The sequence below is a fragment of the Sphingobium sp. B2D3C genome (assembly GCF_025961835.1).
Taxonomy (GTDB): Bacteria; Pseudomonadota; Alphaproteobacteria; order Sphingomonadales; family Sphingomonadaceae; genus Sphingobium.
The window spans coordinates 576,361-602,329 of the sequence record NZ_JAOQOK010000001.1 but is presented as its reverse complement, the minus strand read 5'-3'; the positions used below and the strand labels follow the sequence as shown (position 1 = coordinate 602,329).

The 25,969-nt window shown below is 66.3% G+C and carries 22 protein-coding genes and 1 pseudogene; 6 read left to right on the top strand and 17 right to left on the bottom strand.

Going from position 1 to position 25,969, the window contains the following annotated elements:
- The first annotated feature begins 445 nt into the window (after nucleotides 1–445).
- Nucleotides 446–3,061 carry a glycosyl hydrolase 115 family protein gene (locus M2339_RS02745; protein ID WP_264606142.1) on the top strand — a complete coding sequence of 872 codons (2,616 nt, stop codon included), beginning with the start codon at nucleotides 446–448 and terminating at the stop codon, nucleotides 3,059–3,061.
- A gap of 58 nt (nucleotides 3,062–3,119) precedes the next feature.
- Here the strand turns inward: M2339_RS02745 and M2339_RS16215 are convergent.
- Nucleotides 3,120–3,215: pseudogene (locus M2339_RS16215) on the bottom strand (PEPxxWA-CTERM sorting domain-containing protein); the annotation flags it as partial.
- A gap of 692 nt (nucleotides 3,216–3,907) precedes the next feature.
- Between M2339_RS16215 and M2339_RS02735 the strand changes: the two are divergent.
- Genes M2339_RS02735 through M2339_RS02720 form a run of 4 tightly spaced genes read left to right on the top strand, consistent with a single transcriptional unit; the run spans nucleotide 3,908 to nucleotide 8,622 of the window.
- Nucleotides 3,908–5,350 carry an efflux transporter outer membrane subunit gene (locus tag M2339_RS02735; protein WP_264587578.1) on the top strand — a complete coding sequence of 481 codons (1,443 nt, stop codon included), beginning with the start codon at nucleotides 3,908–3,910 and terminating at the stop codon, nucleotides 5,348–5,350.
- A 14-nt stretch (nucleotides 5,351–5,364) separates the two neighbouring features.
- Nucleotides 5,365–6,711: an efflux RND transporter periplasmic adaptor subunit gene (locus M2339_RS02730; RefSeq protein WP_264587579.1), complete on the top strand. Its 1,347-nt coding sequence runs from the start codon at nucleotides 5,365–5,367 to the stop codon at nucleotides 6,709–6,711.
- Entirely contained in the window at nucleotides 6,701–7,414 is a 714-nt protein-coding gene (locus M2339_RS02725) for an ABC transporter ATP-binding protein (protein WP_264570898.1), read from the top strand. Before M2339_RS02730 ends, M2339_RS02725 begins: the two co-directional genes overlap by 11 nt.
- Entirely contained in the window at nucleotides 7,414–8,622 is a 1,209-nt protein-coding gene (locus M2339_RS02720; RefSeq protein ID WP_264573295.1) for an ABC transporter permease, read from the top strand. Before M2339_RS02725 ends, M2339_RS02720 begins: the two co-directional genes overlap by 1 nt.
- Nucleotides 8,623–8,724: 102 nt before the next feature.
- Here the strand turns inward: M2339_RS02720 and ligD are convergent, their stop codons facing one another.
- From ligD to M2339_RS02640, 16 genes are all read right to left on the bottom strand, one after another.
- Nucleotides 8,725–11,250, bottom strand: a complete 2,526-nt coding sequence (ligD, locus tag M2339_RS02715) for a DNA ligase D (RefSeq protein WP_264587580.1) — start codon at nucleotides 11,248–11,250, stop codon at nucleotides 8,725–8,727.
- Nucleotides 11,250–11,753 carry an MgtC/SapB family protein gene (locus M2339_RS02710; RefSeq protein WP_181560228.1) on the bottom strand — a complete coding sequence of 168 codons (504 nt, stop codon included), beginning with the start codon at nucleotides 11,751–11,753 and terminating at the stop codon, nucleotides 11,250–11,252. Before M2339_RS02710 ends, ligD begins: the two co-directional genes overlap by 1 nt.
- Before the next feature lies 1 nt (nucleotide 11,754).
- Entirely contained in the window at nucleotides 11,755–12,690 is a 936-nt protein-coding gene (locus M2339_RS02705; protein WP_264587581.1) for a Ku protein, read from the bottom strand.
- A 316-nt stretch (nucleotides 12,691–13,006) separates the two neighbouring features.
- Nucleotides 13,007–13,765 (bottom strand): prepilin peptidase, encoded by a 759-nt coding sequence (locus tag M2339_RS02700; protein WP_264587582.1) that lies wholly within the window; start codon nucleotides 13,763–13,765, stop codon nucleotides 13,007–13,009.
- A 7-nt stretch (nucleotides 13,766–13,772) separates the two neighbouring features.
- A complete protein-coding gene (gene gspN / locus M2339_RS02695; protein ID WP_181560233.1) occupies nucleotides 13,773–14,495 on the bottom strand; it encodes a type II secretion system protein N in 723 nt (240 codons plus the stop codon).
- Complete coding sequence (locus tag M2339_RS02690) at nucleotides 14,492–14,971, bottom strand: type II secretion system protein M (protein ID WP_264587583.1); 480 nt, start codon at nucleotides 14,969–14,971, stop codon at nucleotides 14,492–14,494. Before M2339_RS02690 ends, gspN begins: the two co-directional genes overlap by 4 nt.
- Nucleotides 14,971–16,086 carry a type II secretion system protein GspL gene (gspL, locus tag M2339_RS02685; RefSeq protein ID WP_264587584.1) on the bottom strand — a complete coding sequence of 372 codons (1,116 nt, stop codon included), beginning with the start codon at nucleotides 16,084–16,086 and terminating at the stop codon, nucleotides 14,971–14,973. Before gspL ends, M2339_RS02690 begins: the two co-directional genes overlap by 1 nt.
- Entirely contained in the window at nucleotides 16,083–17,123 is a 1,041-nt protein-coding gene (gspK, locus tag M2339_RS02680; RefSeq protein WP_264587585.1) for a type II secretion system minor pseudopilin GspK, read from the bottom strand. The genes gspL and gspK overlap by 4 nt, the downstream gene beginning before the upstream one ends.
- A complete protein-coding gene (gspJ, locus tag M2339_RS02675) occupies nucleotides 17,113–17,778 on the bottom strand; it encodes a type II secretion system minor pseudopilin GspJ (RefSeq protein WP_264587586.1) in 666 nt (221 codons plus the stop codon). Before gspJ ends, gspK begins: the two co-directional genes overlap by 11 nt.
- On the bottom strand, nucleotides 17,771–18,232 hold the full coding sequence (locus M2339_RS02670; protein WP_264587587.1) for a GspH/FimT family pseudopilin: 462 nt from the start codon (nucleotides 18,230–18,232) through the stop codon (nucleotides 17,771–17,773). The genes gspJ and M2339_RS02670 overlap by 8 nt, the downstream gene beginning before the upstream one ends.
- An 8-nt stretch (nucleotides 18,233–18,240) precedes the next feature.
- Nucleotides 18,241–18,651, bottom strand: a complete 411-nt coding sequence (gene gspI / locus M2339_RS02665) for a type II secretion system minor pseudopilin GspI (protein WP_264587588.1) — start codon at nucleotides 18,649–18,651, stop codon at nucleotides 18,241–18,243.
- A gap of 40 nt (nucleotides 18,652–18,691) precedes the next feature.
- Complete coding sequence (gspG, locus tag M2339_RS02660; RefSeq protein WP_264587589.1) at nucleotides 18,692–19,201, bottom strand: type II secretion system major pseudopilin GspG; 510 nt, start codon at nucleotides 19,199–19,201, stop codon at nucleotides 18,692–18,694.
- A 3-nt stretch (nucleotides 19,202–19,204) separates the two neighbouring features.
- Entirely contained in the window at nucleotides 19,205–20,452 is a 1,248-nt protein-coding gene (gene gspF / locus M2339_RS02655) for a type II secretion system inner membrane protein GspF (RefSeq protein ID WP_264587590.1), read from the bottom strand.
- A 23-nt stretch (nucleotides 20,453–20,475) separates the two neighbouring features.
- On the bottom strand, nucleotides 20,476–22,089 hold the full coding sequence (gspE, locus tag M2339_RS02650) for a type II secretion system ATPase GspE (RefSeq protein WP_264587591.1): 1,614 nt from the start codon (nucleotides 22,087–22,089) through the stop codon (nucleotides 20,476–20,478).
- Entirely contained in the window at nucleotides 22,086–24,263 is a 2,178-nt protein-coding gene (gene gspD, locus M2339_RS02645) for a type II secretion system secretin GspD (RefSeq protein WP_264587592.1), read from the bottom strand. Before gspD ends, gspE begins: the two co-directional genes overlap by 4 nt.
- Nucleotides 24,260–25,126, bottom strand: coding sequence for a type II secretion system protein N (locus M2339_RS02640; RefSeq protein ID WP_264587593.1), 867 nt, complete (start codon nucleotides 25,124–25,126; stop codon nucleotides 24,260–24,262). The genes gspD and M2339_RS02640 overlap by 4 nt, the downstream gene beginning before the upstream one ends.
- Nucleotides 25,127–25,326: 200 nt before the next feature.
- Here M2339_RS02640 and M2339_RS02635 point away from each other — a divergent pair, with 200 nt between their 5' ends.
- Complete coding sequence (locus M2339_RS02635) at nucleotides 25,327–25,953, top strand: prolyl hydroxylase family protein (protein ID WP_181560242.1); 627 nt, start codon at nucleotides 25,327–25,329, stop codon at nucleotides 25,951–25,953.
- Nucleotides 25,954–25,969: the final 16 nt, after the last annotated feature.

Genomic DNA, 25,969 nt, shown 5'->3' with positions numbered 1-25,969 from the left:
GAAGCATTTACAGGCCGGTGCAACCTTCTGCTGCCTTGAGCGTTTACACCCTTTTTTGGGCGGAGCAATTGCCATCCGCGTGGGAAAAATCGCGCGCCGAGCGGCGCTGCGGGCACTCGATTTGAGGCAAAAAATGGATCGTTTGGCGCCGCGATGGAGAGTTCCCTGCGCCAACGGCGTTGAGCGCGGAAGTCCAAACCCCGCCGGAATGGCAGAAATTCTGGGATATGGCACGCTCCGACCGCGCTAGCGTTAGCGCGTCATGCCCAATTGATGACCGCAGAAGCACTGCCACCGGCATGCCTCTGCTCGACCGAAAACCGTATTAAAACGGAACGATGCATTTGACAGCGGGCTCAACTATTTTGCACTTTATTTGTCGGAGTAAAACGCGTGATGATGCGCTGAGGCGCCGCAGACAGGCGAAGAGTGAAGGGAGCGGATCATGCGCGAGCACGCGGCCAGCGGAGTCACGCGACGACGACTGATGGGGGGCGCGGCTGCGGGAACGCTCGCGTTGCTCGGTTCACCGCTCGCCGCGCGCGCCGGGACGCTGGGATTGGGAGCGCAAGCCCCCTTCCCGCTGATCCGCAGCGGCGTGCCGGCCGCGGTGATAATCGATAGCGAGGCCGACAGTGCGGTGGGGCATGTCGCCACGCGATTCGCGGAAGATCTTGGGCGGGTGTGCGGCACGGCTGCGCGCATATCGAAGGGCCATGGGAGCACGCCTTCCCCCGTGGCTGTCATCATCGGCGTGCTGGGCCAAAGCCGGCTGATCGACGGTCTAATCGCTTCAGGAAAGATCGACGTGGGAGATCTCGCGGGGGCCTGGGAAGCCTTTCGACGGATCGTCGTGGATCATCCGGCCGAGGGGATCGAGCGCGCGCTGGTGATCGTGGGGTCGGATCGGCGCGGCGCCGTGTTCGGCACCTATGATGTCTCCGAACAGATCGGCGTCTCGCCATGGCACTGGCTTGCCGATGTGCCGGTCACGCGGCGGCGAGATGTGTCGATCTCCGCCACGCCGGTGCGGGATCAGCCCAAGGTGCGCTACCGTGGGTTCTTCATCAACGACGAAGCACCCTGTCTGAGCAGTTGGGCGGAGAAGACGTTCGGCGGCTTCAATGCAGCGATGTATGCCCATGTCTTCGAGCTGCTGCTGCGCCTGAAGGGCAATTATCTCTGGCCGGCGATGTGGGCGCCGCGCGCTTTCGCCGCCGACGACCCGCAGAACATGATCCTTGCCGATGAAATGGGCGTGGTGATGGGCAATTCCCACCACGAGCCGATGCTCCGGGCGCAGGACGAGTGGCACCGCAATCATCAGGGCGGCGTGACCGGCGGACGCTGGGATTACACGACCAACGCCGACAATCTGCGCGAATTCTGGCGCGGCGGGATCGCCCGCATGATGTCGAAAGGGAAAGGCGGGCGGTATGAGTCCGTCGTCACGATCGGGATGCGCGGCGATGGCGATGAGGCGATGGCGGAAGGCACCGCGATCCCGCTGCTCGAACAGATCGTGACGGACCAGCGCGCCATCATTGCGCAGGCCACCGGGCAGAGCGCGGACAAGACCCCGCAAGTCTGGGCGCTCTACAAGGAAGTGCAGGATTATTACGACCACGGCATGCACGTGCCCGACGATGTCATCCTGCTGTTCGCCGACGACAATTGGGGCCAGATCCGCCGCCTGCCCGATCCGGCCGCGAAACCCCGCAGCGGCGGCTATGGGGTCTATTATCACTTCGATTATGTGGGCGTGCCGCGCAACTATAAGTGGCTGAACACCAACCAGATCGAGAAGGTCTGGCAACAGATGGACCTCGCCTATCAGCGCGATGCCCGGGCGATGTGGATCGTCAATGTCGGTGACATCAAGCCCATGGAATATCCGCTGAGCTTCTTCCTGGCGATGGCCTGGAACCCTGAGACGATGACGCCGCAGGCGCTTGCGGCTTATCCGGCGCGTTGGGCGGCGGCGACGTTCGGCCCCGAACAGGCCGAGGCGATCGGTGCGATGATGACGGCCTACAGCCAATATGCCGCGCGGCGAAAACCCGAACTGATCGATCAGGACAGCTTCCCGCTGGGCGACGTCACCCCGCAGGCGCTGGACGGAGGCGTGTTCGGGGCTCTGGTCGGTGAGTGGGATGCGCTCGAACGCCGGATGCTCGCCACGCGGGCGCGGCTGCGCCCCGAGCAGCACGATGCTTATGATCAGCTCCTCGCCTATCCGATCAGCGCGATGGCCAATCTGTACCGGCTCTATTATGGCGCGGCGTGGAACAAGCGGCTGGCGCAGGACAATGACCCGCGCGCCAACTATTTCGCGGACATGGTGGAAACGAGCTACCAGCGCGATGCCGATCTGACCGCACACTATCATAGGCTCAATGGCGGCAAGTGGGATGGCATGATGGCGCAGGTGCACATCGGCTATGTCATCTGGCAGCAGCCGACCCAGCAGAGCATGCCCAGCATCTCACGGGTCGGCGATGGCACAACGAAGGGCACGCCCGTCTTCGTCACGCCCCGCCCTGCAGACCCCCGCGTCATCACGATCGCCGCGAGCGACTTCGCCCGCGCGCGCCATGCCAAGGGCCTGCGCTGGACGCCCATCGCCCATCTCGGCCAGGGCGGCAGTGCGATGGTGGCCCTTCCGCAAGGTCGTCCCGCGACCACGCCGGCCGACGGGGTCGCGCTCGATTATGAGGTGGACGTCCCCCAGGCCGGGACCGGCCAGATCACGGCCTATCTCGTCCCCACGCTGGACACGATGGGACAGGCCGGAGTCGCGCTCGGCGTGTCTCTGGACGATGGCCCGGTCACGGTCTTGCGGGCCGTGCCGGAGCCGACGGGCGGCGCACAGGACACGCCCGCCAAGCAGCGCTGGGCCGAGGCGGTCATCGACAACAGCGTACGCCTAACCGCCGATCTCGGCCCGGTTGAGGCCGGGCGGCACCGGATTAGCATCTGGCGGATGGACGACAATGTCGTGCTGGAAAAGCTGGTGCTGACCATCGCTGGCGGAGAGGGCCGCGCGCCTGCTCCGGCATGACCCATGAAAAAGGGCCGGAAGTCCGGCCCTCTAGTCACCTCGCCGCGGACAAAACCGGTCAGCCGAAGCTGACCGACACCTTGCGGCGGCGCATCATAAGACCCACCAGTGCCAGGCCGCCGAGCATCAGCGCCCAGGTCGCAGGCTCAGGAATGGGATTGGAGGCCGGCGGCGTCACAGGCGGATTATAGGCCGCCTCGCTCACCTGCACATAGCCGCCGAACCAGTCGCCCCAGCAATCGGGGCAGGTGTAGTTCGCCTTGAACTGCAGGGTTACCGACCCGGCATCGGCAAAGCCGGAGCCGATCAGCGCGTTGCTCCAGCCCGGCGTCAGGTTGTTGGCGATGCTCGTGCCGTTGAGCAAAATGTCCGTGAACTGGAATTTCGGCGAACCGCTCAGAAACAGATCCACCTTGCTATAGGTCGGCAGATTGAACGTGAATGTCTGGTCCACCGTCGAGAATTGGGAGACCTGGACGCCCCAATAATCGATGCCGGCCCACTGGCCTGCTGGGTTGTTGATCCCGTCGGTAATGGTCGAGGTCGCCAAAGCGGGGACCGATACCAAAGACAATGCGAGCGCCGCAGCGCCAAGCCTCACGTTCATCATGCTGTTCTCTCGAAGAAGATCGGGCTCCGTCCTGGTGCGTCGCTATCGACGATCCGGCCCTGTTGCAGCCATGATAATCGACGCGCATTCACCGAACAACTTCCTTAACCATCAATATCTTAAGGAATGGATAAGGCCTCTCCGCACAGCGTTCCGTAGCGGCAATCCACCCGTTCGGTATAATTTGTGACAATTTGCGGCTGGACGAAAATTGCGCGCTCACCCATTCATCGGGCATGAACCGCGCATTCCTGCTGCTATCGGGCATCGTCCTGTTGCCATCCTGCACCATGGCTCCCGCTTATGAGCCGAAAAGCGCCTCGGCTCTGGGGGTGCCCGATCAATGGTCCGTGCCGGCAACGCCGGACCGGGCGGACCTGACTCGCTGGTGGCAGAGCTTCGATGATCCGGTGCTGGGCCAGTTGGTGGAGCAGGCCGCGCAATCCAACCTCGACCTCGCCCAAGCGACGGCGCGGCTGCGGCAGGCGCGCGAGGCGCTGGTGGTCAGCCGCTCGAGCCTTCTCCCCTCGGCCAGTGGCTCGGCCGGTTACCGCCGGACCGAGCCGCTGCGGGGCGGCGACAGGACGACGACGCTGCCGGATGGCTCGGTCGTAACCGTTGGCGACGGCGGCACCGACAGCTTCTCGCTGGGGCTGGACGCCAGCTACCAGCTCGATCTCTTCGGCGGCGTGCGCAACTCCGTGGCCGCCAGCCGGGCGCAATATGAAGGCGCGGGCTTCGATTATGCGACCGTGCTGCTCTCGGTGCAGAGCGAGGTCGCGCGCAATTATGTGCTGGCGCGGGCCTATCAGGCGCAGATCGAGAATGCGCGGTCGAGCCTGGCGATTCAGGACGATAATCTGGAGATCGCCGGCTTCCGCGTGCAGGCCGGGCTGGTCTCATCGTTGGATGCCGAGCAGGCGCGGGCAAGCCGGGCACAGACTGCCGCCAGCGTGCCACAGATTGAGCAGCAGTATAATGCCGCTGTCTCCCGCATCGGCGTGTTGACCGGGCAGGCACCCGGCGCGCTCAAGGAGATGCTGGCAGCGCCCAAGCCCATCCCCCACGGACCGGAGGAGATCGCTGCCGGTATCCCTGCCGACGTGCTGCGCCAGCGCCCCGACGTGCGCGCCGCCGAGCGAAACCTCGCAGCCACCACCGCACAGATCGGCGTCTCGCGCGCGCAGCTTTTCCCGGCGCTCAGCATCGGCGGTAGCCTCAGCGCGGGCGCCACCAGCATCGGCAGCGTGCTCGATACAATCACCGGCAGCCTGTTCGCGAGCCTCAGCCAGCTCATTTTCGATGGCGGCCGCACCAGCGCCCAGATCCGCTCCGCCCAGGCTGGCGCGGAAGGCGCCTTTGCCAGCTATCGGTCGACCGTGCTGACCGCGCTGGAAGATGTCGAGAACGCGCTCGTGGCGCTGCGCACCGCCGGTGAGCGGGAACGACAGTTCGCCATCGCCTTCGATGCGGCCAACACCTCCGCTTTGCTCGCGCGGGACCAGTATCGCACCGGCCTCACTGACTTCACCACGCTCAACACGCAGGAAGCATCGCTCATCTCGGCCCGCAACGGCCTGGTGCAGGCCCGCGCCGACAAGGCAACCGCCCTGATCGCTCTTTACACCGCACTGGGTGGCGGGTGGGATTCCACCGTCACGCCGACCGCGCCTCAATGACCGGAAGCACCAGCATGGCAGATCAGCAACTCGATGATTTTCTCGGCGTGAAGCCGCAGCCGGCCTGGCGTCGCCATTTCAAATGGGTCGCCATCGTCGCCGGCGCGCTGCTGCTCATCCTGCTCGCCTGGCGCTTCTTCGGCAGCGCGGAGGCGCCCGGCTATGTGACCGCGCCGGTGCAGCGCAGCCACCTCGTCACCACTGTCTCGGCGACCGGCAAGCTGGCGCCGACCAATCAGGTGACGGTCGGCTCGCAGCTCTCCGGACTGGTGGTGCGCGTGCTGGTGGACGTGAACGACCGCGTGACGCAGGGCCAGCCGCTGGCCGAGATCGACCCCGAGCAGATCGAAGACCAGATTCGCCAGGGCCGCGCCCAGCTTGCCGCCAATCAGGCGCAGGTGGCGCAGGCCAAGGCAACCCTCTCCGAATCGCAGGCGCAGCTTGCCCGGCTGGAAGAGGTCGCCCGGCTTTCCGGCGGACGTGTCCCCTCCAAGACCGAGTTGCAGACCGGACGCGCCAATGTGCAGCGCGCGCAGGCTGCGCTGCGGGTGGCCGAGGCCAATGTCGTCGCCAGCCAGGCCGCGCTTTCCCAGAACCAGACGCAGCGCGCCCGCGCGATCATCCGCTCGCCCGTGGCGGGCGTCGTGCTCGCTCGTCAGGTCGACCCCGGCCAGACGGTCGCGGCCTCGTTCAACACGCCGACCCTGTTCGTGATCGCCGAGGATCTCTCCAAGATGAAGCTGGAGGTGGCCATTGACGAAGCCGATGTCGGCACGGTCAAGGAAGGCCAGAAGGCGACGTTCATCGTGGATGCCTTCCCTGAGCGGACCTTCCCGGCCGTCATCACCCGCGTCGACATCGGCTCCAATCTCTCGGCCAGCGCGGCCAGCGCATCCTCGACGTCGAGCACGTCCGCGAGCGGCACCACGGGTCAGGTTGTTTCATATGCCGCCGACCTCAGCGTCGATAACGAAAAGCTTGACCTGCGCCCCGGCATGACCGCGACGGCGGATATCGTCACGTCCGACAAGAAGGATGTGCTGCTGGTGCCCAACGCGGCGCTGCGCTTCTCCCCGCAGGCGCAGGGCGGCAGCCAGGCTGGCGGCGGCCAATCCGGCATCACCGGCGCGCTCTCGATGGGGCCGCGCCGCAGAGGCGGCGGCAATGACCGCAGCGTCACCGTGGGCCGCGGCGCGCAGCAGCAGGTCTATGTGGTGGGCGACGACGGCAAGCCGAAAGCGGTGCAGATCACTACCGGCGACACCGACGGCTTCCATACCGAAGTGCTCTCCGGCGACCTCAAGCCCGGCATGAACGTCATCACCAGCCAGCTCAGCGGGGCCGCCAGCAGTGGCCGATAACGCCTTCATTTCCCTGCGCGGCATCACCAAGGTCTATGGCGAGGGCGCGACGGCGTTCCAGGCGCTCAAGGGGGTCGACCTCGACGTGGCGCAGGGCGATTTCGTGGCGGTCATGGGCCCGTCCGGCTCCGGCAAGTCGACGGCGATGAACATCCTCGGCTGCCTCGATGTGCCGACCTCCGGCGCCTTCATGTTCAAGGGCGTGCATGTCGAGACGCTGGACCGGGATCAGCGGGCACTGCTGCGCCGCAAATATCTCGGCTTCGTCTTTCAGGGCTTCAACCTGCTTGCCCGCACGACAGCGCTCGAAAATGTCGAGCTCCCCCTGCTCTACCGCGGCGATGCCAAGGATGCGCGGCGAGAGGCGGCAATGAGCGCGCTCGAGAAGGTCGGGCTGGATAAATGGTGGGACCATACGCCCGCTGAACTCTCCGGCGGCCAGCAACAGCGCGTCGCCATCGCGCGCGCGATCGTCACCAATCCCGATGTACTGCTGGCCGACGAGCCCACCGGAAATCTCGATAGCGAGCGCTCGGTGGAGATCATGGAACTGCTGAGCGGCCTCAATCGCGATGCGGGCATCACCGTGCTCATGGTGACGCACGAGCCAGACATGGCCGAGTTCGCCCGCACCATCGTGCATTTCAAGGACGGGCTGGTCGATCGCATCGAACAGGGCGCCGGCAAAAGGGCGATGCACTGATGCTGGGCACCACCTTCCTCCTCGCGCTGCGCTCGATCCTGCGACACAAGCTGCGCTCATTCCTCACGACGCTGGGCATCATCATCGGCGTGGCGGCGGTCGTGACCATGGTGACGCTGGGCAAGGCAACGACAGCCGCCGTGCAGCAGCAGATCGCGGCGCTTGGCACCAACATCCTGCAGGTGCGCCCCGGCCAAGGCTTCGGCCGGGGGGGCGGCGGGCCGCGTCCGCCCGAGTTCGAACCCTCGGACGTGACGGCCATCCAGCAGCAGGTCGCCGGGGTCACGGCCGTCGCCCCGCAGGCGCAGGCCAGCGCGACGGCGATCTATGAGGGCGCCAATTGGTCGACGACGATCAACGGCACGACGATGGATTATTTCAAGGTGCAGCCCTGGCCACTAAGTGCCGGGCGCATGTTCACCCCTGCGGAGGAAACCGCCGGTAAGGCCGTGTGCATCATCGGCTCGACCGTGCAACGCAACCTCTTCCGGGGCGACGATGCCATCGGCAAGCGCTTCCGCATTGGCGATGTCAGCTGCGACATCGTCGGCACGCTGAGCACGCGCGGACAGGCCGGCTTCGGCGGCGATCAGGACGATGTCGTCATCATGCCGATCAAGGCCGTGCAGCGGCGCTTTACCGGGACGACGGATATCCGCCTGCTGATGGTGGGCGTCGATCAAGCCTATTCGACCCAGCAGGTGCAGGCCTCCCTCACCGACCTGCTGCGGGACCGGCGGAAGATCACCGGCGGCAAGGAAGATGACTTCAACATTTTCGACACCCGCCAGATTTCCGACACGCTGACCGGCACAACCACGCTGCTGACGCGAATCGTCGCAGCAGTGGCGGGCATCAGCCTTGTAGTCGGCGGCATCGGCATCATGAACATCATGCTCGTCTCCGTGACGGAACGGACCCGCGAAATCGGCATCCGCCTCGCCATCGGCGCGGTGCAGCGCGAGGTGCTGCTGCAGTTTCTTGTGGAGGCGGTGGTGCTCTCCTGCCTCGGCGGCGCGATCGGCCTGCTATTGGCGCAGATCGCCATCGCCGTGGCGACGCCCTTGATGCAGGTGCCGTGGACGTTCGACGCGCAGATCAACGTCTTTGCCTTCTGCATTTCAGCGCTGATCGGGGTGGTGTTCGGCTTCTTCCCCGCCCGGCGGGCGGCGGCCCTGAACCCCATCGACGCGCTCCGGCACGAATAGGGGGTCTAATTCTCCCCCCGTTCGTGTCGAGCGTAGTCGAGACACGCCAGCGCTGTCCTAACGTGTCTCGACTTCGCTCGACACGAGCGGGCAGGCAAAGGCTCACAATTCCGGCAAGCCCTGCGCCATCAATCCCCAGCCCCGCAGCGCCTTGTCCCGTGACCGTTCGATCAAGGCCTCCGCATCCGCGATGCTGAACGGATGCGCGTCCTTCGCATCCTCCAGCTCCTCCCAGCTGATCGGCACCGCAACCGGCGCGCCAGCGCGGGCGCGGGCCGAATAGGGCACCACCGCCGTGCCGCCCCGCTGGTTGCGCAGATAATCGATGAAGATGCGCCCCTTGCGCTTGGCCTTGCTCATCGTGGCGACGAAGCGCTCCGGCTCGGCCATGCTCATCGCCTCTGCGAAGCGATGCGAGAAATCCTTGTGCGTATCCCAATCATGCCCCGGCGTGAGCGGAACGACCACATGCACGCCCTTGCCGCCGGACAGCATGGCAAAGCTGACCAGCCCGATATCCTCCAACCGCCGGCGGATATCCCGGGCCGCGCGGATGATCTCGGAGAAATCCAGCGCCTCATCGGGATCGAGATCGAAGATCATCTTGTCGGGATGCTCGACATCGCTGGCCCGCGCGGCCCAGCCGTGGAATTCGATGGTCCCCATCTGCACGCAGGCGAGCAGGCCCTCAGCGTCCTGCACGTAGAGATAATCCTCCGTGCCGCCATCCTTCTCGCGGATGGGCACATGATGCACATGGGCACCGAACGAGCCGCTATCATGCTTCTGGAAAAAACATTGTTTGGCCCGGCCCTGCGGGCAGCGCACGAGGCTGATCGGCCGATCCGACACGAAAGGCAGCATGATCGGCGCCATCGCCGCATAATAATCGGCCAGATCGCCCTTGGTCTGCCCGCTCTCGGGGAAGATCACACGCTCCCGGTTGGAGATCGGCACTTCGCTCTTCGCCTTGGGTGCGGGGGCTTTCTTTTCGGGCGTCACTGCGGTCGCGTCCTTGTCGCTGCGCAGCCCCAGGAAGCTGCCATGCCGAACTCGGCCGTCGCCGGTGAATTCCGCAAAGGCCACCTCGGCAACCAGATCCGGCTTGATCCACTGCGCGCCGCGTGCCTCGGCCCGAGGCACCTCGGCCGCCGGGGTCTTGCGCGCGCGGGTGGCGAAGCGGGCCGCGAGATCGTCCATCGTCGCCGCATCGAAGCCGGTGCCGACCTTGCCTTTGTAGACCAGCTCCTCCCCCTCTCGCTGGCCTAGCAGAAGTGAGGCAAACGGACGCCCCTTGGCGCTGCTGCGGGTCCAGCCGATCAGCACGAACTCCTGCCGCAGCGTACATTTGACCTTGAGCCAGTTGCGGGTCCGCGCGCCGCGATAGGGCGCGTCGATGCGCTTGGAGATAATCCCCTCGCCACCCGCCTTGCACATGGCGGAAAATAGCTTTTCGCCCGCGCCAATGACATGATCGGCAACGTGCAGCGGGGGCTGTGCCGCGTGGAGCAGCGATTCCAGCCGCTCCTTGCGCTCGATGTTCGAGCTGGCGCGCAGGTCCGTGCCATCGAGGCTCAGCAGATCGAAGGCGAAGAAGCTCAGCGCAGCCTTGCCCTCACCCTTCAACGCGGCCTGCAACGTCGAGAAATCGGGATTGCCGCCCTTACCCAGCGCCACGGTCTCGCCGTCAATCAGCGCGGGCGGCAGGTCCAGCGCGGCAAGGGCATCGGCAATGGGCTGAAACTTATCCGTCCAGTCGAGGCCGCTGCGCGTGAAGAGCCGAACATCCGTCCCGTTCACGGCCGCGAGCGCACGATAGCCGTCGAACTTGACCTCGTGCATCCACTCATTGCCCGTTGGCACCGCGTCGACCAGGGTCGCCAGCTGCACGGACTGGAAATCCGGCCGCTTGGCTTTCGACTGAGCTTTCGACGCCCGGCGCTCAGGCGCCGCCGCCTTCTTGGCAGCCTTGTCATTATGCGCAGCGGCGGCCTCCATCGCCTGGGTAAAGGCCTTGCCCTTCTTGCCGGCCAGCGACTGCGCGCCCGCCGTATCCGCCGCGATCTCCGCCATGGTGCGGTCGGTGAGCACGGACGTCAGCGATTGCTCCACCAGAACGTCGCCGGTGCTGGCGAAGGCGTCGTCGATCTTGCGCAGCAGCCAGTTCTCGCGCTTTTCGCCGGGGCGCGGCTTCATGCGCACCAGCAGCCATTCGCCCTTCATCCGCTCGCCTTCCAGCCGGAAATGGAGATGGCCCTTTTCGATGTCCTTGGCGCTCTTGCCTTCCACCGGCGCCCAGCTTCCCTTGTCCCACAGCATCACCGTGCCGCCGCCATATTCGCCCTTGGGGATGATCCCCTCGAACGTCGCGTAGGAGAGCGGATGATCCTCCGTGCGCACGGCGAGGCGCTTGTCGTCCGGGTCCACGCTCGGCCCCTTGGTCACCGCCCAGCTCTTGAGCACGCCGTCCACCTCCAGCCGGAAGTCCCAGTGCAGCCGCGTCGCATCATGCTTTTGCACGATGAACAAATTGCCATCGGGGCTGCGCTCCTGCTTGCCAGCCGGCTCGGGCGTCCGCGTGAAATCGCGCTTGGCGTCATAATCGGCAAGGGGGCTCTTGCGGGGCATCAGCTCTTCTCCTTTTCCTTGTCGGACGCCCTTTCTGCGAGGCGAGGCTCGATCCAGCGCCGCTCCACCAGCCGCAGAAAGGTCAGCATCACCACCGACACGATGCTCGCCACCAAAACCAGCGGCCACTGCGCTGCGCCGCACGCGATGCCCACCACGGTCGCCAGCCAGATGTGGGCGGCGGTGGTAAGATTATGGACCTCACCCTTGCTGAAGACGATGAGGCCTGCCGCAATGATGCCGACGAACGTCCCCGTCGCCTCAAAGATACGCAGCGGGTCCATGCCCGACTGGCCGGTCGCAAGCTGGCGATAGAGCGAGATCGAGCTCACCGTCATCACCGCCGCGCTGAAGCAGATGAGCCCATGAGTGCGGAGCCCGGCAGCGTGTCCGCGCAATTCCCGGTCCAGCCCCAACGCCAATCCCAGCAGGGCCGCGATACCCAGCCGCAGCATCACCTCCCCATCGACCCAATGCAGCGGCGTTCCGGGGTTGAGATCCATGTCAGGCGCTCTTGCGGCTGCTCGACCGTGATGCGGTTGCCCGGCTTCCCGCCGCCTTCGAGGCCGGAGCCTTGGCGCTCTTGCTGGTGGTTGCCCGGCTCTTGGCGGGCGCGCTCTTGGTTGTGCCGCCCTTCTTGGCAGCCCCGCCATCGCCAACCGACTTCTTGAGCGCAGCCATCAGATCGATAACATTGCTGCCGCCGGGCCGGCTCGCCTCCTCGGCATCCTCGAGGATGCGCTTGCCGCCCTTCGCCTTGCGCTTTTTCTCGATCAACCCCTCGAGCGCCTCGATGTAGCGATCCTGAAATTCGGCCGGGTGGAACGGCGCGCTTTTCTTGTCGATCAGCGCGGTGGCGAGGTCGAGCAGATCGGCCTCCGGCTTGGTGTCGCCGATATCGCGGAAAAAGCCCTGTGCCTTCACCACCTCGTCGGCGTAGCGCAACACTTCCATCACCAGCCCGCGCCCGCACGGCTTGATGGAAACCAGCTGCTCGCGGCCGCGCACGGAGAGCTGGCCAAGGCCGACCTTCTTCGCCTGCCGCAGGGCATCGCGCAGCACCACATAGGCTTCCTCGGCCAGATCGTCAGCCGGCACGACATAATAAGGCTTGTCGTAATAGAGCACGTCGATCTCGCTGGCGTCCACGAACTGGACGAGGTCCAGCGTCTTGCGACTCTCGATCTTCACGGCCTCGATTTCCTCATCATCGAGCAGCACATACTGCCCCTTGGAAACCTCGAAGCCCTTCATGATCTCGTCGCGATCCACCGGCCCGACGCCGGGCGCGACCTTCTCATAGCGGATGCGCTTGCCGCTCGGTTCATGGACCTGATGAAAGGCGATCTTGGCGCCCGAGCGCGTGGCGGAAAAGACCTCCACGGGGATCGAAACGAGCGCCAGCTTGATCTGCCCACGCCAATATGCACGCGCTGCCATGAGATACCTCCGGGAATGAACCCCGCGGCGCGGTGGTTGGTTCCCTGCGGGATCTCAAGAGGCTTGGACAAATTCCGGGATTCGGCGGAAGGCGGATGGTGCGCTCTATTTTTCAAAAAGCTGCCTTTCCGGACACGACGCCATTGCGGACCTCCCCTCCGTTCGTCCTGAGTAGCTGCTGAGCCTGTCGAAGCGGCGTATCGAAGGACAAGCCCGTGCGCTGCGATGCTTCGATACGGCTCTTCGATACGCGCCTGCGGCGTACCTCAGACCCTACTCAGCATGAACGGTGAAGTTTGACCCTAACGCATCACCGTCATGGGGCGATGGTCCACGCAAGTCGAGCCGCTAGCGGTGCGGCGAGGCAGAGGAAAGTGCCAAACGGCAAGCGCATGTTCCCGGAGAGCGCGTGCCCCTTCAGACGCAGGATGACAGCCCAGATCAGCCCTCCCACGCTGGCCAGCAGCAGCACGACCGGCAGCAGCTGCCAGCCGAGCCACGCCCCGATGGCGCCAAGCAGTTTGGCATCGCCAAGGCCAAGGCCCTCGCGTCCGCGCAGGCGCCGGTAGCTCATGGCCAGCAGGAACAGGCCGATATAGCCGATGGCCGCGCCGATCATGCGATCCGCAAAAGGCGCGGGCACCAGCCAGTCGCCCAGCGTGAGGCCCAGCACGGCGAGCGGCAACGTCAAGGCATCGGGCAACCAGAAATGGCGTGCATCCAGCACCGCCAGCGCCAGCAAGATCCACAACGCCACCGCGACCAGCGCGGCAGCGGGCAGCGGTAGCAGCCAGGCGCAGACCCCGCCGATCATGGCTGCGCCCAGTTCCATGATAACATGCGCCGGATCGATCCGGGCCCCGCAGGTCCGGCATCGCCCGCGCGTCCGCAAGGCGCTGAGCAGTGGAATGAGGTCGATCGCGCCCAATGTCCGCCCGCATGCATCACAGGCCGAGCGACCGCGCATCACCGATTCGCCCCGCGGCCAGCGGGTGACGATGGCACCGAGAAAACTGCCGGCGATCAGGCCAAGGCCGCAGCCCAGCGCCATGCGCAACAGATCGGCCCCCAGCATCGCGCGATCAGAACCGGCCGACGGTCCGCAGCACCTGCTCGCCATTCACCGCCTGAAAGCCGTTGGCGCCCAGCGCCGCACCGATCAGCGGATCGGTTGTGCGCATGCGCATCGTTGCCTCATAGCTGCCGTCCTGCTTGATCCGCACGAACAGTTGCTCCTGACCGGACTGGCTGACCAGCGGCAGTTCCACCGCATCGCCTGCGCAGCGCACCGCGCCGGCAAGGCCATTGGCGAGGCCAAGCCCGCTCATGATCGCCGGCACGCGCGCGCGCACGCGCCCTTCCGCCTTGGTGCACATGCCGCCGGAGAAGTGGACGGTCATATCCTCGAACTCGACCCGGCTCACCGGCAGCGGTGCCAGCGGTGCGCCGAGCGCGACCGATCCGGTCACATCGTCGACACCGCGCCGGTTGAGCCCCAGCGTGAATGCCCCGCTGATATCATCGCGGTCGCCCAGCCGCCGCACGATGTCGATGCGCACGCGGCCCACGAACAACTGGATGGGACTGAGGAACACATCCACCGTGCCCAGCTGAACCCCACGGATTTGCAGCTCCTCGGCGCCACCCCACCAGATGGGCCCGCGCAGGGATCGGGCGGCGACGCCCATGTCCTTGAGGCCGAACAGCGCGAAGGCGGCATAAAGCGGCCATGTTACCAGCAGCGCGATCAGGAAGATCACGCCAAGCATGATGCGCGCCCGCGTCGTCTGGACCATCGCCATCATGGCCGCGTCTCCTGGAACACGGCCTGTACGGAGACGGTGCCTTCTGCCGCGCCGGGGACGATGCTGATCGTCTGGACCGCGACCCCGTCCGCCTCCAGACGCGCGATCCATTGCAGCAATGGCCCGACGCGCGCCGAGGCGATGTTCACCGACATGCGGCCTTGCCCCTGCTGGTCGGCGCGATCGAGCGTGAAGCCCGCTTCCGCTGCTGTCTGGCCGATGCGTTGATCGACCGCGAGGCGCTCGCCCTGCGCGCGCTTTTGCGGCTTCTGGCGCAATTCCGCGACCATAGCCCGCACCGACGCATAGCGATCCAGCGCGGCGCCTTGTCGCTCCCAGCCGGCTGCCAGGCCATCATTGACCGGACGCCAGACGCCCAGCCACAGAAAGATCAGCAATGCCACGATGCCCAGCCCCGCCATGAAGCGACGCTCGGCCAGGCTGTGATTGGCCCACCAGGTCCGCAGCCCCTGCATCAGCGCACCACCGTGATGTCGGCGACGATCCGCGCGCCGCGCTGCTGCACGGCATTGGCGCTGATCCGCCAGCCGGCCTCCTGAATGGCGATCAGCACCTCATTGATCTCCTCGGCCTGATTGGCGGACAGTTGCACCCGCAACGCACCATCGCTGCCCTGATTGATGCTGGTGAGCGTGACACTGGCATTGACCTGCATGGCGCTCATCAGCCCGGCGACCGTGCCGGTGAACCCGCCGCGCCCGCCCCGCGCGCCGAGCAAGGCGGTCACGCGCGCCTCTGCACCGGCGGCATCGGCCACCGCAGGATCGACGCTTTGCGCAATCGCCACGGTCTGCGCGTCCAGCCGGGAGGCCTCCGCATTCAGCCGGACGATGGTGATGAGCGAGACGATGAGGCTGGCCAGCAGGATGAAGCCGAGCATGATGGCCATGCGCCGCCAGCGATCCTTGCCGAACACCGCCGGTGCGCGGCGGGCGAACGCGCCTTGACGCAGATCGAGCGGCGGCGTGGCGAGTGCCAGCAGCAGCGCCTCATCGACATTATCCGGCGGCAGGCGGGTCAGTGAAGCCTCGCCGATGATGAGCGGCGCATGCGGCTCGCTGCCATCGAACGCGCTGTCGCGCCCGCGCACCACGTCCGCGCCGCCGATGGGCGCATGGACAAAGCCATCCTCGGGCGCCGGCAGCAGCAAAGCGGAAGGGACGAGACTTGCTTGCGCGATGCCATGCTCTGCCGCCCAGTCCACCCAATGCGCCATGGCGCTGCGGCTGGTGACGGCCACCACATGCGCCGCATCGGGATCGTCATTGGCGGCGACGGCGGCGTGAAGCTGGTCACTATCGCCAATGCTCGCCTCCAGCGCCATAAGCCGCGCGGCGGCAGCCCCCTGCCGAGGCGTCATGCCGGGGCAGGCAATGAAGTGAAGCGTCGTCACTTGCGGCGGCAGCACCAGCATAGCGTGGCCGACGGCGGGCTCGGTCTCGTTCGCCTGCTCGGGCGGGAACCATTCGGTGCCGCGCCCGCGCCGCACGATCTGCTCGTCCGCCACCCGATACCAGACCGGGGGCGTGTCGCTTTCGCGCGGGAGGACAATGACATAATCGTGCTTCAACTCTCGTCACCCCATTGGCGGCGCATCAGCCGGGCCGGCTGCGTCTCCGCATCGATCAGCACAATCTCACTCACCTGGTCTCCCCCGAGATCCGCCCGCAACGTCGCCTCGAACCAGCGCGTCTTGGCCACAGTCTGGTTCTTCACATCCTCGGGCAACGCAAGCCTGACAAGCTGCGGGAGAGACCAGAAGGCGTTCACACTGCCATACCCATCCGCAGGGCGCTGCGCCAGCACCTGCCGCGCCTGTTCGAGCCCAAGGCCGTCCGGCGCGAGCATCGCCAGCAGCACCGCCTGCCCCGGCAGCAGCGTATTGATATTGATCGGCGAGAGCCGCGTCGTCGGCAAGGCGCAAACCCAGGGGCGGATGCGCTGATAGACCTGCGGCGTCATGGCATTGACCATCAGCAGCTCGCTCGGATCGGCCATCAATGTGTTGGCCGCGCGATAGGGCGGATCGAACCCCGCATAATAATTGTCCTCCGCGCCGCCATTGCCCGGCTCTGAATCGCTGTCGATCCAGTCGGCGGCGGAAATCGCGATTTGCGTGGCCGCATTCTGATCGACGCCGAGCAAGCGCATCAGCGCCGCGAACTGGGCGATGCCGACCGGCCGGGCAGCGAGTTGCATGGTGGAGGCATCCCCCTCTACCCCGCCCGCCGGCTCCGGCCCCACGACCAGACTGTTGAGATTGAAGCAATTGCCGCGATCCACCAGCTGCACGGTCACCGCGCCGCCGGGCACGGAGATGGTCTGGTCGCGGCCCAGCCAGCCGCCCTGCAAGGTGGTACGATCCGCGTTCACCGCCACGAGGTCGCTCACCAGATTGGCCACCATCTGCTCGCCGGTCAGCAGATAGGCGCGGCCCTGATCGGCCGAGACGATGTTGCGGGTCATCCGGCTCGCCAATGTGAGCCGATCCAGCGCGACCGCCGTCACGACCGAAAGAATGGCCACGAGCAGCAGCACCGTGAGCAGCGCAGCGCCCCGCTCACGGGTCGGCGTTGCCGCGCTGGCATGAAGGGGGTCAGGGCGCACTGGCAGCCTCCGCCCCTTCAGCCGGCGGCTGATACATGGCCGTGCCGACCGGAAAGCGCAGCGTCACTGGCGCGGCGCTCCGGCGCTCCACGGTGATTTCGACGACGGTCGGCAGTTCGGTCGGCCGGGCGGGCGCCCAGCGGTCCTGCCAGGCGCCATTGCGCGCCCGGTAGCGCAGGCTGAGCGCGGTCACATGCTCGAACAGCACGGATGGGGCCGGCGGCTGCGCGCCATCGAGCACCGGGTAGCCGATGCGTTCCAGCCGCCCGTCCCGCCACCAATATTCGATCTTCTGCAAGGTCGGTCGGCGCAATGTGGCAGGATTGCTCCAACCTCCGCGCACGAACTGGATCAGCGGCTCCTCGCTCTGCGCGGCGCGGCCGAAAAAAGCCGGCGCGAACGTTCCGGCCTCCGTCCGGCTGATGCGCGTCACAGCCTGCGAGAGATCGGCATCGAGCAGGGACACACCACGCTGCACATCGGCCAGCGCATCGAGATTGCGGCCGATCGCGGCCTGCCCGTCCACGCTGGTGCGCAGCAGCACGACACCGGCCGTCGCGAGCATGGCGAAGATCATCACCGCCACCAGCAGCTCGATGAGGGTAAAACCCTCCTCGCCCGCATGGGCACGGCCCAGAGCGTACACGTCAGTCACCGCTGGTCACCTTGCCATCCAGCGTCATGCGCACCGGCAGCTTCTGCCCGTCACGCTCCAGCGCAAAATCGAGCCGCTGATCGGCCTGCCCCACGCTGTCGAACATCACCCGCAGGCGCGTCTGCTGGCCGAGCGCGGCGCGGGTCTCGCCGGACCAGTCATGCGCCGCGAGCGGCCCTTCCGTGATCGGCTCCCACTGCCCCTGCGCTCGCCGCTCGAAGCCATAAGCGGTGGTGGAGACCCACAAGGCAACCGGCCGGCCTGCGACGATGGCGCTGTCCCGCGCGGCACGCACGCGCCCGGCAAAACGGTCCACATCGCCCGAAACCCGCCCGCGCGGATCGGCCATGGTGACGACAACCGCGCCCGAGATCAGCCCGATGATCGCGATGACGACCATCAGCTCGACCAGCGTAAAACCGGCAGAACCGCGGGGTGCGGACAGGACGGGCAAGCGCGCTCTCATTGCGCCGGCCGCCCGAAGGTGAGGACGGCAGGCGACTGGCCCGGCCCGGCATCCACACGCACCGTCACGATGAGCAGGCGCCCGTCTTCCCCCTTGTCGACCCGCTGAATCCACGGCCATTTGCGGCCGCCATTCTCGGCCACGCCGTTGCTCGCGCCCAGCGCCGGGGGCTGCGGATCGGTCATGCGCTCGATCATGAGGTTGCGCGCGACGATCTGCGCCATGGTGCGGCTGTTGAGATCGACCGAGGTCCGAGCCGAGACGCCTTGCAGGCGCACCAGCGCCAGCGCGGCGAGGCTGAAGATGGCAAGGGCGACCAGCATTTCCAGCAAGGTGAAACCGGCGGATGCGCACGCGCGGCGCGGCACGGGCAAGCCCTGCCGATGACCGGGCGTGCCCCGCCTCATGCCTCAATATCCCTGACGGACCGGCGCCGGTGCGCTGCCCTTAAAGATCGCTCGAATAGATGTCGGCATTCTCGCCCTCGCCTCCTGTCTGGCCGTCGGCGCCCAGCGAATAGACGTCGAAGGCGCCGCGACGGCCGGGAGCGGCATATTGATAGGGCTTGCCCCAGGGATCGTTCGGCAGCTTCTTGACGTACCCGCCGACGCGATAGCGCTCCGGCTGCGCCAGTCCCGGCGGGGGCGCGGTGAGCGCGTTCAGGCCATCGCTGGTGCTGGGATAGGTCAGGTTATCCAGCCGATACTGCTCCAGCGCCGATTCGATGACGGAGATATCGGCCTTCGCCTTGGCGACATTGCTGGTGCCGAGAGCGCCGAACACGTTGATCGCCACGATGGTGCCGAGCAGGCCGATGATGACGATCACCACCAGCAGTTCGATCAGCGTGAAGCCCTGCTCGCTCGGCCGCTGCGACCCCCGCAGGGCAGGCCCGAAGGATCGCGACCGCCGTGCCTTGCGGCGGAGGGAGGAAGCGAGAAAACGCGCGAACTTCATGAGTCAGACTCCGGCACCGGTGAGATTCTGCAACTGCATGATCGGCAGCAGAATCGAGAGGATGATGATCGCCACGATACCACCCATGATGATGATGATCAGCGGCTCCAGCATGGAGAGCGCCGCAGCGGTAAAGCTGTCGAACTCGCGCTCCAGATATTCGGCGGCACGCTCCAGCATCAGGTCGAGCTGGCCGGCGCTTTCGCCGCTGGCCGCGAGATAGACGAGCAGCGGCGGGAATACATCGGCACGGCGCATCGCGGCGGACAGGCTGCCGCCGCCGCGCACCGACTCCACGATCTCGCTCGTCGCGGCCCGCAGCACGCGGTTGTGAATGGTCGGCACGGTGAGCGAGAGGCCTTCCATCACCGGCAGGCGGCTCTGCACCATCGTCGCCAGCGTGCGGGCCATGCGCGCGGCGTGGAGATCGCGCAGCAGCCGGCCGACGAACGGCACGCCAAGCAGCATCGCATCGGCACGCAGGCGCACATCCTCATTCTTGAGCGCCCGCCAGCCGATCAGGCCGAGCGCGACCAACAGGATGAGGATCGCCCACCACCAGCTTGCCAGCATGTTCGAGATGCCCATCACGACGCGGGTGAGCAGTGGCAATTGCTGGCCCAGCGTATCGAACTGTTCCACCACCAGCGGCACCACGAAGATCATCAGCGAGATGATGACGATGACCGCAAAGGCCGCGAGAACGGTCGGATAAGCCAGCGCCGTCAGCAGCTTGGAGCGCATCACGGCCTGCCGCTCCAGCAAGACCGCCAGCCGCTCGGTGAGCATCGGAAGACTGCCGGAGCGCTCCCCCGCTGCGATCATCGCGCGATAGAGGCCGGGGAAGCTGCGCGGGTCCATGCCCATCGCCTCTCCCAGCGTGCGTCCCTCGACCACGCCCTGATGGACTCGCGAGACGATCTCCCGGACATGCGGCTTCTCGCTCTGCCGGGTGATCGTACGCAGCGCTTCTTCCAGCGGCGAGACCTGCGCCAGCGTGGAGAGCTGGCGCGTGAACAAGGTGAGATCCTTGTTTGAGAGCCGATTGCGCTCGAAGCTCAGCAGGCTGCGCGTCGGCCGGGTCTTGCCTTCGGCCTTGGTGCCTGAGGAGCCCCGCCCCTCGCCGATGCGCACCACGAACAGCTTCTTCGCCGCCAGCGCGCTGCGTGCATCGGTGGCGGTTTCCGCGCGGATCAGCCCACGCTTCTCGCGCCCGGCGCCGTCGATGACGACATAGTCGAACTCAGGCATGGCCGCTCTCGGGCATCACGACTTCAGGCATCGACCGCTTCGTGCCGCGAGATGCGGATCGCTTCTTCCGCGCTCGTCTCGCCGCTCAGCACCAGCGCCCGCGCGGCGGAAATCAGATTGGGGGCATTGAGATAGGCGTGGCGGGCAATGCGCGATTCATCGCCGCCCTCGTTGATCATCCGGCGGATCGTCTCATCCACGCGAATGGCCTCGAACACGCCGATCCGGCCCTTGTAGCCGCTATTGCCGCACTGGTCGCAGCCGCGCGGACGATAGATCAGCGTGCCCTCGTCAATGCCGAGCAGCGCGCTGACTGACTTGTCCGCCGGCACCTGCTCGCGGCAGCGCGGGCACAGCCGCCGCACGAGCCGCTGGGCGATGACCGCGCGCAGCGTGGAGGCGAGCAAGAATGGCTCCACCTTCATGTCGCGCATCCGGGTGATGGCGCCCACGGCATCATTGGTGTGGACGGTCGAGAGCACGAGGTGGCCGGTGAGCGAGGCTTGCACGGCGATTTCCGCCGTCTCCCGGTCGCGAATTTCGCCGACCATCACCACATCGGGGTCCTGGCGCAAAATGGCGCGCAGACCGGCGGCAAAGGTGAGGCCGACCTTGGCATTGACCTGCGTCTGGCCGACACCCTCTATGGCATATTCCACCGGGTCTTCGACCGTGAGGATGTTGCGGCTGCCGTCATTCAGCTGGCGCAGGCCGGCATAGAGCGTGGTCGTCTTGCCGCTGCCGGTCGGGCCGGTGACGAGAATGATGCCGTTCGGCTCCTCCAGCGCGCGACGGAAGACGCCATCGGCGGTGCCGGTCAGCCCGAGCACATCGAGCGAAATGCCGGCATTCTCCTTGTCGAGAATACGCATGACGACCCGCTCGCCCGCCCGGCTGGGCAAGGTCGAGACGCGCACGTCCAGCAGCTTGCCGCCCAGCGTGAGGCCGATGCGGCCATCTTGCGGCACTCGGCGCTCGGCAATGTCCAGCCGCGCCATCACCTTGATGCGGCTGACGACGACCGGCGCGACATGCGGCGGCATCCGCAGGGTCTCGGTCAGCACCCCATCCATGCGCATCCGCACGACGAGGCCTGTCTCATAAGGCTCGATATGGATATCGCTGACGCCCTGCCGGGCCGCTTCGGCGAGAATGCCGTTGATCAGGCGGATCGCCGGGGCGTCGTCGCCGCTGTCGAGCAGATCCTCGGCGGTCGGCAGGTCGCCGGCGATGAAATCGAGATCGTCGCCGCCCATGGCGAGAGAGCCAGCCATCGCCGCTGCCGAGCCTTCCATGGCGTAATGGTTGGAGAGATGCTTGTCGAAATCCTGCTGGCTGACGATCGAAACATCGAAGCTGCGGGCAAGATGCCGGCGCACCTCCACCAGCACGCGCGGATCGGCGCCCTCCCGCATCGCGACGGCAAGGCGGGGCTGCGCGGCGTCCGCCTCGGCCTTGTCCGCCACCAGCACCACGCCATGCTTGCGGGCGAAGGCATAGGGAATATCGACCGGCAAGGTCTCGTGAACCAGCGGTGCGGGTTCGTCCGGCGCGGGCACCAGCGGCGCAGGTTCATCCAGTGCCGGCACCGGCAGGGGCGCGCCTTCGGCCTGAGCGGGGCGCTCGGGCTCGCTCATGGCACGTCCGTCGTCTTGACTGCGCCGGGCCGCACGACCTGCTGGGAGCGCACCTCCTGCCCGGTTGTGATCCGCCCGTCGACCACCTGATCGCCGGGCTTGGGCTCGGCGACCGGCGGCGTCGTGCCCAGATATTCGCGCACGAGCTGATCGATGGACGGCTCGACATCCGGGTTGGCGAGCATCTGCTGGCCGCGAATATAGCCATAGCGCTGGGCGGTCATCTTGCGCGCATCGGCGCGACTGCCGAGGATCGTCGGGCGGATGAAGACCATGAGGTTGGTCTTAGCCTTCGCCCGGCTGCGCGACTTGAACAGCTCACCGATCAGGGGAATGTCCCCCAGCAGCGGGATCTTCTCGATCGTCCGGCGCTCATTCTCGTCGAGCAGGCCGCCAATGGCGAGGATATCGCCATTATCGACCAGAACCGTCGTCTCGAACTCGCGCTTGTTGATGATGAGATCGCTGCTGTTGTTGGAGACCGGTCCGGCGACGCTGCTGACCTCCTGCTTGATGAACAGCTTGATCGTCCCTTCCGAGCTGATCTGCGGCGTCACGTCGAGCATGATGCCGACATTCTGCCGCTGCACGGTGCGGAACTTGTTATCGAAATTGGGGCTGAGCGCCTCGCCCGTCGCAACCGGCACTTCCTGCCCGACGAGCATCTTGGCCTGCTGGTTATCGAGCGTGGTGATGTGCGGCGTCGAGAGGATGTTGCTCTCGGTATCCGACTGGACGGCGTTGATGATCGCGCCGAACACGCCGTTGCTGCCCAGTTCCGTCGCGATGCCGCCAAAGCCGCCGCGCGCCGCTGCCAGCGAATCGACGGCCGCGCTCTGGAGCTGATTGGCAAGGCCGCTATTCTCGGTCGTCGTGGTCGTGGTGCGCGTGCCGTCGGGCGCTACGACCACCGTTTCCGTCTGGCTCAGATTTCGGGCGGCAAGCGCGCCGGCCAGCGTCAGGATGTTCGGGCTGGCATTGGAATAGTTCGTCGCGGCAAAGCCGGTCGACGTGCTGCCCACGAGGAACTGCACGCCGAGCTGCCGCGCGGCATTGTCGCCGATTTCGACGATGATCGCTTCGACCAGAACCTGATCGCGGCGGGTATCGAGCTGGCGGATCACTTCTCCGAGCATCCGCTGCGTGTCGCCATTGGCCGCGACGATCACCGCATTGGCGCCCTCATAGCGGGTCACGACCGCGGGGCCGCGCCCGATGCCGCCCCCGCTCGAACTGCTCGCCGGTGTGGCGGCGGGGGCTGCGGGTGCGCTGCCTGCCCCGGCGGGCGCGCTGGGCGCATTCGAAGCGGCCGGCGTCTCCGACACCACCCCGGCCTGACCCAGCAACTGCTGCAGCACCGGCAACATCTTGTCGGCATCGGCATGTTGCAGCCAGTAGACGCGAATTTCCGTGCCGGAAGCCGCACGCGCGTCGATATCCCGCACCATCGCGGCGAGGCGCTGCACGGTCGTCGCGTCGCCGCGCAAGCCGATGCTGTTGGAACTGTCGATCGCGACGATGCTGGCGCGGGAGGGCGCGCCCTCCTCTCCGGCAAGCAGACCTTGCAGCGAGGTGGCGATCTCTCGTGCGCCGGCATTTTTCAGCGTGATGAGCTGCGTGGTCGATCCATCCGTATCCACCTGCGCGAGCACCTGGCGGATGCGCCGGATATTGTCGGCATAATCCGCGACAACGATAGAGCGGCCGGAGCGGTTGGCGGTGATCGATCCATCGCGGCTCACCAGCGGGCGGAGCGTTTCCAACGCCGATTGCGCGTCGATGGAGCGCAGGCGGATGACTTCCGTCACGAACTGGTTGCTGTTGGCCGCCCGGCCCACCTGCCCCGGCTGGCCCGCCGCGCCCTCGACCGGCTGGATGCGGAAGGCGCCGCCCGCCGCTGGCACCGCGACAAGCCCGTTGGCGCGCAGCGTCGAAAGGAAAATCTCGAAATATTCCGAGCGCGACAGCGGCCGGTCCGTCACGACCGAAACCTTGCCCTGCACCCGATTGTCGATGATGAAGGTGCGCCCGGTCACCCGCGCCGCATCCTGAATGAAGGCGCGCACATCGGCATCCCGCACATTCAGCGTCAACTGGCCGACCGCCGGCACGGCGAGCAGCAGCGCGATCATGGCGCTGCCGGCGAAACGGCGGAATTTGGGAAGCAGGGTCATTGGCGTTCCGGGAGATTGAGTGAGATGGGCACGGTGGAGGCACCGCGCTCGACCATGAGGGACAGGCGCGCGCCGGGCCGGAGCGCCGCCTGCAACTGGGCGATGTCGCCCATGGACGTCACGGGCCGCCCGTTGATCTGCACGATTATGTCGCCGGGCCGGAAGCCGACCTGTGACAGGGCGCCGCTATCGCTGCCGGCGTTGAGGACGATGCCGGTGACTTTCCCGTCCTGATTGCGCGGCGCCATGTTGACCGCCTTCATCACCGAGTCGGGCGTCAACGCCGCGGCAGGCGCCTGCGGGCCGGCGCCGGTCGTCATCTCCGGCGGCATGGCAGGGCCGCCCTCGGCCGGCGGCGCGGGCACCACGGGCGCGTCGCCACCGGACTGATCGATGTAGAGCGTCTCCCCTACACCGCCGCGCTCGATGACGACATGATCGAACTGCACGGCCTTGAGGATGATGCCCGGGGCGATCTGATCGCCCACGGCATAGCTGGCCTGCTCGCCGGCCTCATTGGCGATGATCGCCGAGCCCTGGCCCGACGCCTCGTTGAGACGGATGCCAAACAGGCGGAACGGCAGGGACGTGACTTGCTGCACGCCACCCCCCGCGCTCGCGCCGTTGCGGAAGAACGGATCGAAGCCGGCGAACAGGGCGCTCCGCGCATCGGCGGAGACGAGCACGGGCTCGCGCGCGCGCCAGTCGCCGAACAGGCCAACCGGCGTGCCGAGCGCCCAGAGCAGCCGGGCGATCTGAATGATGAGGACGACGAGCAGCACCGCCTCGATCCATTGACCGAGGCTGGAAGAACCGGCGGGCCGGCCCTGTCGCGCGCGCCGAATGAGATCGGTCCACCGCATCCTAGATTTGATGCCTCCAGCAAAGCAAGCGCTGCCTATGCGCGGTGTATGACTGATCCGTTTCACCATGGTTACCAAAAAATGACAACCGGCGCTGAGATGCGCCGAATGGCCGGTCGAACGCCGTCTACCCCGCAAAAATAATCGCCGTGGAGCGGTTGATCCGGCTCCGCTCCCGTTGCTAGACGCACCGTTCAGCCATGTCGATGCTCGACGCACCTCTTCTTGCCGGTCAGCCGGGCATTCAGCGCCTCCCCCGGCGCGACCTCACGCTGTTCGTGAAGAAGGGTTTTCTCGATTCGGACGAATGCGCCGGGCTGATCGATCGCATAGAAGCCAACCGCCGGCCCTCCACCATCGCCGATGATCTCGGCTATGAAGCCTTCCGCACCAGCGAGACCTGCGATCTGGAGGATAGCGACCCCTTCGTCGCCGCGATCAACGCCAAGCTCGCGGCCTATAGCGGCATCGATCCCGCGCAGGGCGAACAGTTGCAGGGGCAGCGCTACGCCGTGGGTCAGGAATTCAAGGCGCATACCGATTATTTCGAGCCGGGCGGCATGGATTTTGAGCGCTATTGCGGTCGCTCGGGCAACCGCACCTGGACGTTGATGGTCTATCTCAACCAGCCCGCCGCCGGCGGCGCCACGCGCTTCACCCAGGTCGACAAGATGATCCAGCCGGAAACCGGCAAGCTGGTCGCCTGGAACAATCGCCTGCCGGACGGGACAATGAACCCGGCCACCATCCATCACGGCATGAAGGTGCGCTCGGGCGTGAAGTACATCATCACGAAATGGTATCGCGAGCGCATCTGGGCGGGGTAAGCCCGGCGCGGTCCCC

What these genes read in the sequence shown, in the direction of transcription:
- M2339_RS02690 (WP_264587583.1), bottom strand. Translation starts at nt 14,971, where the DNA reads ATGCAGGGGCTGCGGACCTGGTGGGCCAATCACAGCCTGGCCGAGCGT.
- M2339_RS02720 (WP_264573295.1), top strand. Translation starts at nt 7,414, where the DNA reads ATGCTGGGCACCACCTTCCTCCTCGCGCTGCGCTCGATCCTGCGACAC.
- gspF (WP_264587590.1), bottom strand. Translation starts at nt 20,452, where the DNA reads ATGCCTGAGTTCGACTATGTCGTCATCGACGGCGCCGGGCGCGAGAAG.
- gspE (WP_264587591.1), bottom strand. Translation starts at nt 22,089, where the DNA reads ATGAGCGAGCCCGAGCGCCCCGCTCAGGCCGAAGGCGCGCCCCTGCCG.
- M2339_RS02710 (WP_181560228.1), bottom strand. Translation starts at nt 11,753, where the DNA reads ATGGATCTCAACCCCGGAACGCCGCTGCATTGGGTCGATGGGGAGGTG.
- M2339_RS02635 (WP_181560242.1), top strand. Translation starts at nt 25,327, where the DNA reads ATGTCGATGCTCGACGCACCTCTTCTTGCCGGTCAGCCGGGCATTCAG.
- gspN (WP_181560233.1), bottom strand. Translation starts at nt 14,495, where the DNA reads ATGATGGCGATGGTCCAGACGACGCGGGCGCGCATCATGCTTGGCGTG.
- gspI (WP_264587588.1), bottom strand. Translation starts at nt 18,651, where the DNA reads ATGAGGCGGGGCACGCCCGGTCATCGGCAGGGCTTGCCCGTGCCGCGC.
- M2339_RS02705 (WP_264587581.1), bottom strand. Translation starts at nt 12,690, where the DNA reads ATGGCAGCGCGTGCATATTGGCGTGGGCAGATCAAGCTGGCGCTCGTT.
- M2339_RS02700 (WP_264587582.1), bottom strand. Translation starts at nt 13,765, where the DNA reads ATGCTGGGGGCCGATCTGTTGCGCATGGCGCTGGGCTGCGGCCTTGGC.
- gspD (WP_264587592.1), bottom strand. Translation starts at nt 24,263, where the DNA reads ATGACCCTGCTTCCCAAATTCCGCCGTTTCGCCGGCAGCGCCATGATC.
- M2339_RS02640 (WP_264587593.1), bottom strand. Translation starts at nt 25,126, where the DNA reads ATGCGGTGGACCGATCTCATTCGGCGCGCGCGACAGGGCCGGCCCGCC.
- M2339_RS02735 (WP_264587578.1), top strand. Translation starts at nt 3,908, where the DNA reads ATGAACCGCGCATTCCTGCTGCTATCGGGCATCGTCCTGTTGCCATCC.
- gspG (WP_264587589.1), bottom strand. Translation starts at nt 19,201, where the DNA reads ATGAAGTTCGCGCGTTTTCTCGCTTCCTCCCTCCGCCGCAAGGCACGG.
- M2339_RS02730 (WP_264587579.1), top strand. Translation starts at nt 5,365, where the DNA reads ATGGCAGATCAGCAACTCGATGATTTTCTCGGCGTGAAGCCGCAGCCG.
- ligD (WP_264587580.1), bottom strand. Translation starts at nt 11,250, where the DNA reads ATGCCCCGCAAGAGCCCCCTTGCCGATTATGACGCCAAGCGCGATTTC.
- M2339_RS02745 (WP_264606142.1), top strand. Translation starts at nt 446, where the DNA reads ATGCGCGAGCACGCGGCCAGCGGAGTCACGCGACGACGACTGATGGGG.